Source organism: Ramlibacter sp. (genome assembly GCF_036676645.1).
GTDB lineage: Bacteria > Pseudomonadota > Gammaproteobacteria > Burkholderiales > Burkholderiaceae_C > Ramlibacter.
This window is the reverse complement of sequence record NZ_JAKFCM010000020.1, coordinates 1-10,078: the sequence shown is the minus strand read 5'-3', so window position 1 is coordinate 10,078 and position 10,078 is coordinate 1. Positions and strand designations below refer to the sequence as shown.

Genomic DNA, 10,078 nt, shown 5'->3' with positions numbered 1-10,078 from the left:
CGTTGCGGGCGGCTCCCGTTACGGTCCTGCTCCGCGGGCAGCGGCGCAGGGACCTGGCCCTCGATCCAAGCTTAGCCGCTGGCGCTGCGCACGCCGGCCAGTGCCCGTTGCAGGGCGTCGGGGGACAGCGGCTTGGGCAGCAGGAAGCCGAGGTCCTTGAGCTGCTCGATGCGCGCCGGGTCGGACTCGCCGGTGATGATCAGCGTGCTCATGCCGGGAAAGGCGGCCTGGGTGCCGGCGATCGCGTCGACGCCCAGCACCCCGTCGCGCAGCTGGTAGTCGATCAGCGCCACTTCGGGCTCGCCCAGCTGCGCGACGGCGGCCGGCAACTGCGCCGGCTCGCTGCAGGTGGCGACGCGGCAGCCCCAGCTGCGCAGCAGCGTCTGGGTGGCCTGCAGGATGGACGGGTCGTCGTCCAGCACCAGCACGGCCAGCCCCGACAGGTCGACATCGGGTTCGTCCATGACCGGCATGGGCGCGCCCACCGGCGCGGCAGGCAGCCGGATGGTGAAGCAGGCGCCCACCCGCCGGTCCTCGTCGGTCCAGCCGATGTCCAGCCGGGCCCCGAGCTTGTCCACCAGCCGGCGCACGATGGACAGGCCCAGCCCCAGTCCCGAATCACCCGAACGGTAGAACTCGTCGAACACGCGGTCGCGCTCCTCGGTGGCGATCCCGGGTCCGGTGTCCGCCACCGCCAGCACCGCTTCGCCGTTCTCGCGTGCCACCGACAGGCGGATGGCGCCGCGGCCGCCGTGCTTGACCGCGTTGTCCAGCAGGTTGCGCAGCAGGCGCTCGAGCTGCACCGGGTCGGAGCACACCGCGATGCTCTCCACCTGGCACTCCCAGCGCCGGTCGGCGGCCAGGCACAGGGCGCGGTATTCGGCGTCGAGCTGCGCCAGCAGCGCGTCCAGGCTGAACACCGAGCGCACGATGCGCTGGTCGTCGCTGTCCAGGCGCGAGATGTCCAGGATGGCGGAGAACATCTGGTTGAGGTTCTCGACCGTGCTGGCCAGCGTGGCGCTGAGCGAGCGGATCTCGTCGGCATCCTTCAGCCGCAGCAGGCCCGCCCCCATCAGGCCGATCGCATGCAGCGGCTGGCGCAGGTCGTGGCTGGCCGCCATCAGGAACCGCGTCTTCGCCTCGTTGGCCGCTGCCAGCTGGCGCACCAGCTCGGCGTTGTGCGAGCGGATGGCGATGCCCTCCTCCACCCGGTGCGTGAAGTTCACCGAGAACGCGAACAGCACCAGGCCGAACAGGCCCAGGCTGCCCGTGATCAGCAGTCGTTCCTCGCCGCCGGTCGCCAGCCAGCCGGACGCCAGCCCGCCGAGGATGCCCGCGAGGTACAGGGCGTACAGGCGCGCCGACATGCCCGAGGACAGCATCGCCGCGGCGGCCCAGCAGCACAGCACCAGGCTGAGCACCAGGCGCCCCTCGTAGTTGGTGTAGTGGAAGGCCACGTACGCGAACGCCCCCAGCAGCAGCGAGACGCCCAGCGTGCTCAGAAACAGAGTGGGGCCCGCCTGCAACCCGCGGGTGACCCGCTGCAGGCTGCGCACCAGCAGGCGGTTGCGCCATCCCAGGTAGGCGACCAGCGCCAGGGCCCAGGCGGCGGCATGCAGCCATCCCATTTCGGCGGCGACCAGCGCCACCACCACCGGCGCGCTCAGCATGCCGGTGCGACCCGAGGCGATCGCCTGCTGCAGCGAGAGGGTGCTGATCTCGCGCTGGAGATCCTCAGCACGCCTCAAGGGGGATCCCCAGGCTGCTGCACTTGACGATCACGTTGGCGCGGCTGTTGACGCCCAGGGCGTTGAAGATCGCCGCGGTATGGGTCTTGACGGTGCCGTCGGAGATGTCGAGCGAGCGAGCGATCTGCTTGTTGGACTGCCCGCGCAGCAGGCACTTGAGCACGTCCTGCTGGCGCGGCGTCAGCCCCAGGCCCTGCAGCATGGCCGCTGCGCTGCTCTGGGCGCGCGCGGGATCCCAGGCGGGCTGCGAGCGGCGCGCGTAGTTGGCCGGCAGGATGATGCGGCCCGTGCTGGCGTCGCGCAGTGCCTGCGCCAGCACCGCCTCGCTGACCGACTTGGGCAGGTAGCCATTGGCGCCGCCGTTGAGGGCAGCGGCCATGAACGCCTCGCTCTGCTCGCCCGAGGTGACCCACACGTGCAGCTGGGGACGCAGGGCGCGGATCTCGTCGAGGATGGACAGCCCGCTGCGGTCCGGCAGCTTCACGTCCAGGATCAGCAGGTCGAACGGCTGCGGCCCCTGCAGCAGTTGCAGCACCTGCGCCGCCGTGCCGGCCTCGGTGACCTCGCACTGCGGCACCGCCGAGCGGGCCGCCGTGCGCACCCCCACCCTGATCGCTGGATGGTCATCGCAAATCAACAACCGGAACACGGAATCCGTCTCCTCCTGCACTCGTGGCAACGCAATGTACACGCAGGCCGGATGGCTTCCTCTGCCATTCGGATGATTGCAGGAGCGCGTTCTCCCGAATGGCCGATGCGCGCAGCCCGACCGCTTCGTAACATTTTTGCAGCGCCCCGAATGGCGGAGCGCCGCGACTGCGGGTGCAGCCGTGAGCCACCCCTCACCAGACAGGAGATACGAAATGGTTCAGATCGAGACCGGAGGTGATGCAAGGCCGCAACGACCTCCAGGCCGGACATGGAAACCCGGGTTGCTGTCCTTGTGTGCAGCGGCCGCGCTGGCCGCGTGCGGCGGCGGAGGCGGAGGAGGGATCACCGACGGCAGCCTCACGCCGGCAACCACCGCCGTGGGTGTGCGCGTGATCGACGGTGCGATCCGGAACGCGCTGGTCTGCCTGGACACCAACCGGAACGGCCGTTGCGACAGCAGCGAGCCGTCGGCACGCACCGATGCCAGCGGCAACGCCACGCTGGACGTTGCGGCGGCCGACGCCGGCAAGTACCCGGTGGTCGCGATGGTGGGCACCGACGCGGTCGACGCCGACCATGGTCCGGTCACCGTGCCGTTCGTCTTGAAGGCTCCGGCCGACCAGCCCGCCGTGGTCAGCCCGCTGACCACGCTGGTCCAGACAACGGTCGAGCAGACCGGCGCCACCACCGGGCAGGCGGTGTCGACCGTGCAGAGCCAGCTGGGCATGTCGGTCTCCGTCATGCAGGACTACACGCAGTCCACCTCGACCGAAAGCGGCACGCTGGCCGCCGTCGCCCGCCTGGTCGTGGTGACGCAGCAGGAGCAGGCGAGCACGTTGAGCGCCGCGATCGGCACCACGGCCATCGATGGCAGCGTGGTCACGCAGGCCGACCTCGACAGGCTGATCGCCCAGAAGATCGCCGAGCTGCTCCCGGCCATCGTCTCCGCCCTGTCGGATCCGGCGGTGCAGGCCGCCATCACGGCCGGGGACGCGACCGCGCTGAACACGGCACTGCAGCCGCTGGCCGACAACATCGTGTCGAGCGGCGGGATCACCACCGAGGCGGTGGCGACCCTGGTGGGCGTGAACAACCAGGTCGCATCGAGCACCGACGCGCCGGTCACGACGGCCGGGGCGACGCTCCACACGCTGAATTTCGGCACCGCGAAGAGCTGGTTCAGGCGGATCATGACCACCAATGCCAGCCAGGCGCAACCGGACGCCGAGGGCAACGTGGCCTTCCGTGACAACCGGCTGCGCAGCGTTTCCAGCAATGATGGTTCCATCGTGCAGCAGGCCGCCTGGAGCACCGGCAGCGACCCCGACCGGCAGAGCGACGTCCACTGGAACGGCAGCGCCTGGGTGAACTGCGGCCTGGCGCAGGACAGCAAGGGGTCGCCGCGCGACGCCCAGGGCCGCAGCACCTACGACTACTGCGACGGCTTCGAAACCGGCACGAGTTCGCGCTCGGCGTTCGACGTTGCCGGCAAGACCATGCTGGAGGTCTACAACCAGATCCGCTCGGCCGGCTACACCAACATCACGATCCAGAACGCAACCACCGTCCTGGGCGGCACCACCTTCCCGGCAGGCTCGCAGGTCCTGTACTACTCGGGCATGCCGACCGGCACGGCCGTCAGCTACATCCCCAAGACCAACCAGCATGTCCGCATCCACAAGACGGACGCGGCGGCGGCTGGGGACACGACGGCGTGCGAGAACCTGACGGGGCCGTTCACCTCATACACCATCGAAGCCGGCACGCTGGAGCAACTGGTCAGCCGGACACCGGGCATCCCGTGCTCGTTCGGCGAAGGCACCGCGACGGGCTCCGGCGGGGTCACGCTGACCAGCGGCACTCCGAACGAGTACTGGGGCCTGGCGACCGTCAGCGTCGGACAGGTGGGCAATGCCCCGTTGACCGGCAGCGCCTCCAATTCGACCAGCTACTACACGACCAACCAGTTGCTGCGGGTGGGCTTCGGCGCCGGCAACGCGGCCAACTACTACAACTGCAGGCAGCGCGCCTGGGACGGCTCGCCGCGCAACTGCTCGCTGGCCGGGACCGGGACCTACTCGATCGAAGCGCTCGGGGACGCCCGCGTCATGACCTTCCAGGACATGCCGCCCCAGTTCAGCTCCCTGGGCTATGACCGGGTATTCGTCGAGCGCGGCGGCAACGTTCACTACGGCTTCAAGAGCCGGCCGACCGCCACCAAGCACGCCCGCCTCAATGAGGGCGCCGGCAATGCGCTGCTGCAGCAGCTCGGCGTTCCCACCTTCAGCGCTGATTCGGTGGTGTCATTGACGGCTGCCTCGTACCAGGGTGAGTGGATCGTCTGGCCGACCGGCGCGGCCGGCGGGCACCTCAGCGACCAGGCCAAGGTGGTGCGCATCTTCCCGATCTTCGACGGCTCCGCGCCCACGGGCTTCCAGTGCTTCGACGCCATCGAAGGTGCGCCGACGGCTTCGCTCGCCTGCACCTTCACACTCGACCCGGGCACGGGTGCGGCGACCCTCGGCGACGCCGGCGGCACGGGCTCGTTCACCCTCGATTTCGTCAAGGGCACGGGCTCGGGGACCTACGGAGCAACCCCGGTATCGGTCCAGCGTCGCTAGCGCGGCAACTTCCGGGGCGGCAAGCAACGGCAACGCCGCCCCGTCCTGGAGCCCGCCCTCGCCCGGCGGGCTCTCTTGCTGGCGGCCTACCATGGAGCAATGCCCACCACCCACCTGCTCTACCTGCACGGCTTCCGCTCCTCGCCCCAATCCGCCAAGGCCCGCCTGACCGCGGCCCGCATCGCCCGCGACCACCCCGAAGTCGTCTGGTGGTGCCCGCAGCTGCCGCCCTCGCCGCGTGCGGCGATGGAGGGGGTCATGCAAGGCATCGCGTCCTGGCCGCGCGATCGCATGGGCGTGATCGGCTCCTCGCTCGGCGGCTTCTACGCCACCGGCGTCGCGATCGAGACCGGCTGCCGCGCGGTGCTGCTGAACCCGGCCGTCGACCCGGCGCGCGACCTGGCCCGCCACATCGGCGAGCAGACCGTCTGGCACGACCCCAGCCAGCACTTCTACTTCGAACCGCGCTACGTCGACGAACTGCGCGCGCTCGAACGCGGCCCCCTGCCGCATCCCGAGCGCGTGCTCGCGATCGTCGCCAAGGGCGACGAGGTGCTGGACTGGCGCGAGATGGTGGGCCGTTATCCCGGCTCGGCGATCGAGCTGATCGAGGGCGGCGACCATGCGATCAGCGACTTCGACCAGCGCCTCGGCCGGGTGCTGGATTTCCTGGGCCTGGACCGCCCCGGGCGCTGAAACCCGCATGGGACAATCGCCGCGATGTACGCATTGTTCGAAGAGGCCGGCAAGTTCCAGGCCGGCCGGGTCCTCTCCGAAGCCGAGTCCTCCGCACAAGTGGAGCTGGACAGCGGCAAGCGCGTCAAGGTCAAGGCCCAGAACGTCCTGCTGAAATTCGAGCGACCGCAGCCGGCCGAGCTGGTGGCGGCGGCGCAGTCGCTGGCGCAGGGCATCGAGCTGGACCTGGCCTGGGAATTCGCGCCCGAGGACGAGTTCGGCTTCGCCGAGCTGGCACGCGAGTACTTCAGCGACCAGGCCTCGCTGGAGCAGCAGGCCGCCGCGCTGTTCCGCCTGCAGGAGGCGCCGCACTACTTCCGCCGCGCCGGCCGGGGGCGCTTCCGCAAGGCGCCGGCCGAGATCGTGCAGCAGGCGCTGGCCGCGATCGAGAAGAAGAAGCAGGTGCAGCAGCAGATCGCGGCCTGGGCCGCCGAACTGGGCGCCGGCAGCTGCCCGCCGCCGGTGCGCGAGCAGCTGTTCCGCATCCTGTTCAGGCCGGACAAGAACGCACCGGAATACAAGGCGGTGGTCGAAGCCTCGCGCGCCACCCAGACCGCGCCGCTGGCCCTGCTGCAGAAGGCCGGCGCCATCGACTCGGCCTACCAGTTCCACTGGAAGCGCTTCCTGTTCGAACAGTTTCCCAGGGGCACCGGCTTCCCGCCGCTGGCGCCCCCCGCCATCGCCGAGGAACTGCCGCTCGCGCCGGTGCAGGCGTTCTCGGTGGACGATTCCAGCACCACCGAGATCGACGATGCGCTGTCGGTGCAGGGGCTCGGCACCGGCACGGTGACCGTGGGCATCCACATCGCCGCACCCGGCTTGGCGCTGCAGCCGGGCACGCCCCTCGATGCGGTCGCGCGCCAGCGGCTGTCCACGGTGTACATGCCCGGCCACAAGATCACCATGCTGCCCGACGAGGTGGTGCAGGCCTACACGCTGGAGCAGGGCCGCGAATGCCCGGCCGTTTCCCTGTACGTGCGCCTGGACGAGGCCACGCTGGCGGTGCACGACAGCCAGACCCGGCTGGAGCGCGTGCCGGTCACGACCAACCTGCGCCACGACCAGCTGGACGAACACATCTCCCAGGCCTGGCTGGAGGATGCGCAGGTGGCGCACGCCGTCCCCGAGCCGGCCGCCCACCTGCGCGAACCGCTGTCCTTCCTGTGGCGGCTGGCCCAACACCTCAAGGGCTTGCGCGAGCTGGTGCGTGGCAAGCCCGAGACCTTCACCCGGCCCGACTACAGTTTCCGCCTGCTGGGCGAGCGCGAGGGCGAGCCGACCGGCGACGAGCAGGTGGAGATCACCGTGCGCCGGCGCGGCGCGCCCCTGGACCTGATCGTCTCCGAAGCCATGATCCTGGCCAACAGCAGCTGGGGCCAATGGCTGGCCGAACTGGGCGTGCCGGCGATCTACCGCAGCCAGGCCAGCCTGCTGCCCGGCGTGAAGGTGCGCATGGGGACCAAGGCGCTGCCGCACGCCGGGCTGGGCGTGAAGAGCTACGCCTGGAGCACCTCGCCGCTGCGCCGCTACACCGACCTGGTCAACCAGTGGCAGATCATCGCGGCCGCCCGGCACGGCCGCACGGCGGCGCTGGCCGCGCCGTTCAAGCCCAAGGACGCGGAGCTGTTCTCCGTGATTTCCGCGTTCGACGCCGCCTACGGCGCCTACAACGCCCACCAGGCGGCCATGGAGCGCTTCTGGACCCTGCAGTACCTGCGCCAGCAGGGCATCCGCGAGCTGGTGGGCACGGTGTTCCGCGAAGGGCTGGTGCGCGCCGACGAACTGCCGCTGGTGCTGCCGGTGCTGGGCACCGAGACGCTGCCGCGCGGCACGCGGGTGCGGGTGAAGCTGGGCGCCATCGACGACATCGCGCTGGACGTGGCCGGCACCGTGGCCGAGCGGCTGGACATGGCGCCGGCGGCGGTGTCGACGGAAGACGACACCGGTGAGGACGAAGAGCCCGTGGCCGGGCCGATCGCGATCGCGCTGGACGTGGACGCGGGCGGCGAGCCCGACAATGCGGCCGATAATCCGGCCCCGTGAACCTGAAGTCCTTCAGCACCCTGCAGATCGCGCTGGGCGCCTCGGTGGCGGTCCACGCCGCGCTGCTCACCGTGCGGATCGTCGACCCGGAGGGCTTCAACCGCGTGTTCCAGGACACGCCGCTGGAAGTGGTGCTGGTCAACGCCGCCAGCCACGAGAAGCCCGAGAAGGCGCAGGCCATCGCGCAGAGAACCCTGGCCGGCGGCGGCGAAGCCGACCGGGGCCGCGCCACCTCGCCGCTGCCGCCGTCCGCCCTGACCGAGCTGGGTGACGCGGCCGAAGACGCGCACCGCCGCATCGAGGCCCTGCAGGAGCAGCAGATGCTGATGCTGGCCCAGGTCAAGCGCATGCTGGCGGCGCTGCCGCCCGCCGACCCCCGGCAGTCCAGCAGCAGCGCCGAGGCGCAGGCGCGGGAAGAAAAGCGCCGGCGCCTGTCGCAGCTGCTGGCCGAGATCGAGCGCCGCATCAACGAAGAGAACGCGCGACCCAAGAAACGCTACATCAGCCCCTCCACCCGCGAGGAGGTCTATGCCGTCTACTACGACGGCCTGCGGCGCAAGATCGAGGAGCGCGGCACCACCCACTTCCCCGAGCTGGGCGGCCGCAAGCTGTACGGCGAGCTGACCATGGTCGTCACCGTGAACCACGACGGCCGTCTGCTGGAGACGGAAGTGGTCGAGACCTCCGGCAACCTCACGCTGGACCGCCGGGCGCAGGCCATCGCGCGCGCCGCCGGCCCGTTCGGGCGATTCGACCCGGCGATGCGGCGCAAGGCCGACCAGATCGTGGTGGTCTCGCGCTTCAAGTTCACGCGCGACGAGACGCTGGAAACCAGGCTCACCAGCCAATGAGCGACCGCTACTGCGTGATCGGCAACCCGGTCGAGCACAGCCGCTCGCCCTGGATCCACGCGCGCTTTGCCGAGCAGACCGGCGAGCCCGTCGCCTACGGCAAGCGCCTGGCGCCGCCGGACGGGTTTGCCGCCACCGTCCGGCGCTTCCGCGACGAAGGCGGGCGTGGGTGCAACGTGACCGTGCCCTTCAAGTTCGAGGCGGCTGCGCTGGCCGATTCGCTGGCCCCGCGCGCGCGGCTGGCCGGCGCCTGCAACACGCTGTGCTTCGACGGCGAGCGGGTGTTCGGCGACAACACCGATGGCTACGGGCTGGCCGCGGACATCGCCGCGGCAGGGGTCGAGCTGGCCGGGCGCGACCTGCTGCTGGTGGGCGCCGGTGGCGCGGCGGCCGGCGTGCTGGGCCCACTGCTGGACGCCGGCCCGCGCCGGATCGTGATCGCCAACCGGACGGCGCACCGGGCGCAGGCGCTGGCCGACAGCCACGCCGCGGTGGCGGCGGCCGGCGGCGCCGAACTGACGGCGTGCGGCCTGGCCGACATCGCCGGCACCTTCGACGTCGTCGTCAACGCCACGGCCAGCAGCCTGGGCGGGGCCGAAGTACCGGTGCCGGCCCGTGTGCTGCGGCCGGGCGCCCTGGCCTACGACATGATGTACGGCCCGGCCGCGCAGGCCTTCCTCGCCTGGGCGGGCCGGCACGGCGCCCTTGCGCGCGACGGCCTGGGCATGCTGGTGGAGCAGGCGGCCGAGTCGTTCCGGGTCTGGCGCGGCGTGCGTCCGCAGACCGCGCCGGTGCTGGCGCAACTGCGCGCGCTGCTGGCGGCGGGAGGCTGAGGCTTGAGGGGGTTGCTGCGCTGGCTGCTGCTGCTGGTGCTGGCCGGCCTCGCGCTGCAGCTGTTCTTCGTGCTGCGCATCGCCCTGGCCGCGGTGGTCGACCCGCAGTCCACCACCTTCCAGCGCTCCGAAGCCTGGCGCATCGCCACCGACAAGGACCGCTTCCGCTGGCGCCAGCACTGGGTACCCTACGAGCGCATCTCCGACCACCTCAAGCGCGCGGTGATCGCCTCCGAGGACGACGGCTTCACCAACCACGAAGGGGTGGACTGGGAAGCGATCGAGAAGGCCTGGGAGAAGAACGCCCGCGCCGAGGAGCGCGCGGCGCGACGGGCCAGCCTGCGTCCGCATGCGCGGCCGGCAAAGATCGTCGGCGGCTCCACCATCACCCAGCAGCTGGCCAAGAACCTGCTGCTGTCGGGCGAGCGCACCTTCCTGCGCAAGGGCCAGGAGATCGTGCTGACCTTCGCGCTCGAAGCCCTGCTGTCCAAGCAGCGCATCCTGGAGATCTACCTGAACAGCGTGGAGTGGGGCGAAGGCGTGTTCGGCGCGGAAGCCGCCGCCCGGCACTACTGGCGCAAGAGCGCCAGCCAGCT

Annotated in this window: 8 protein-coding genes; 6 read left to right on the top strand and 2 right to left on the bottom strand. The window is 70.9% G+C overall.

Annotated elements, in window-relative coordinates; genetic code table 11:
• Window positions 1-71: 71 nt before the first annotated feature.
• Both V6M57_RS04075 and V6M57_RS04070 read right to left on the bottom strand, forming a co-directional pair.
• Window positions 72-1,748: an ATP-binding response regulator gene (locus tag V6M57_RS04075; protein WP_332813705.1), complete on the bottom strand. Its 1,677-nt coding sequence runs from the start codon at window positions 1,746-1,748 to the stop codon at window positions 72-74.
• Window positions 1,735-2,397: a response regulator transcription factor gene (locus V6M57_RS04070; RefSeq protein ID WP_332813704.1), complete on the bottom strand. Its 663-nt coding sequence runs from the start codon at window positions 2,395-2,397 to the stop codon at window positions 1,735-1,737. The genes V6M57_RS04075 and V6M57_RS04070 overlap by 14 nt, the downstream gene beginning before the upstream one ends.
• A gap of 292 nt (window positions 2,398-2,689) precedes the next feature.
• Here V6M57_RS04070 and V6M57_RS04065 point away from each other — a divergent pair, with 292 nt between their 5' ends.
• The 6 genes from V6M57_RS04065 to mtgA form a co-directional block, all read left to right on the top strand.
• Complete coding sequence (locus tag V6M57_RS04065) at window positions 2,690-5,020, top strand: hypothetical protein (RefSeq protein ID WP_332813703.1); 2,331 nt, start codon at window positions 2,690-2,692, stop codon at window positions 5,018-5,020.
• Window positions 5,021-5,119: 99 nt separating this feature from the next.
• Window positions 5,120-5,716 (top strand): YqiA/YcfP family alpha/beta fold hydrolase, encoded by a 597-nt coding sequence (locus V6M57_RS04060; RefSeq protein ID WP_332813702.1) that lies wholly within the window; start codon window positions 5,120-5,122, stop codon window positions 5,714-5,716.
• A gap of 24 nt (window positions 5,717-5,740) precedes the next feature.
• Window positions 5,741-7,798 (top strand): ribonuclease catalytic domain-containing protein, encoded by a 2,058-nt coding sequence (locus V6M57_RS04055; protein WP_332813701.1) that lies wholly within the window; start codon window positions 5,741-5,743, stop codon window positions 7,796-7,798.
• A gap of 2 nt (window positions 7,799-7,800) precedes the next feature.
• Complete coding sequence (locus V6M57_RS04050) at window positions 7,801-8,649, top strand: energy transducer TonB (RefSeq protein ID WP_332813720.1); 849 nt, start codon at window positions 7,801-7,803, stop codon at window positions 8,647-8,649.
• Window positions 8,646-9,482: a shikimate dehydrogenase gene (gene aroE, locus V6M57_RS04045; RefSeq protein ID WP_332813700.1), complete on the top strand. Its 837-nt coding sequence runs from the start codon at window positions 8,646-8,648 to the stop codon at window positions 9,480-9,482. Before V6M57_RS04050 ends, aroE begins: the two co-directional genes overlap by 4 nt.
• 3 nt (window positions 9,483-9,485) lie before the next feature.
• Window positions 9,486-10,078 (top strand): monofunctional biosynthetic peptidoglycan transglycosylase (gene mtgA / locus V6M57_RS04040; RefSeq protein WP_332813699.1); only part of this gene is annotated, 593 nt, incomplete at its 3' end.

What these genes read in the sequence shown, in the direction of transcription:
- aroE (WP_332813700.1), top strand. Translation starts at nt 8,646, where the DNA reads ATGAGCGACCGCTACTGCGTGATCGGCAACCCGGTCGAGCACAGCCGC.
- V6M57_RS04060 (WP_332813702.1), top strand. Translation starts at nt 5,120, where the DNA reads ATGCCCACCACCCACCTGCTCTACCTGCACGGCTTCCGCTCCTCGCCC.
- V6M57_RS04055 (WP_332813701.1), top strand. Translation starts at nt 5,741, where the DNA reads ATGTACGCATTGTTCGAAGAGGCCGGCAAGTTCCAGGCCGGCCGGGTC.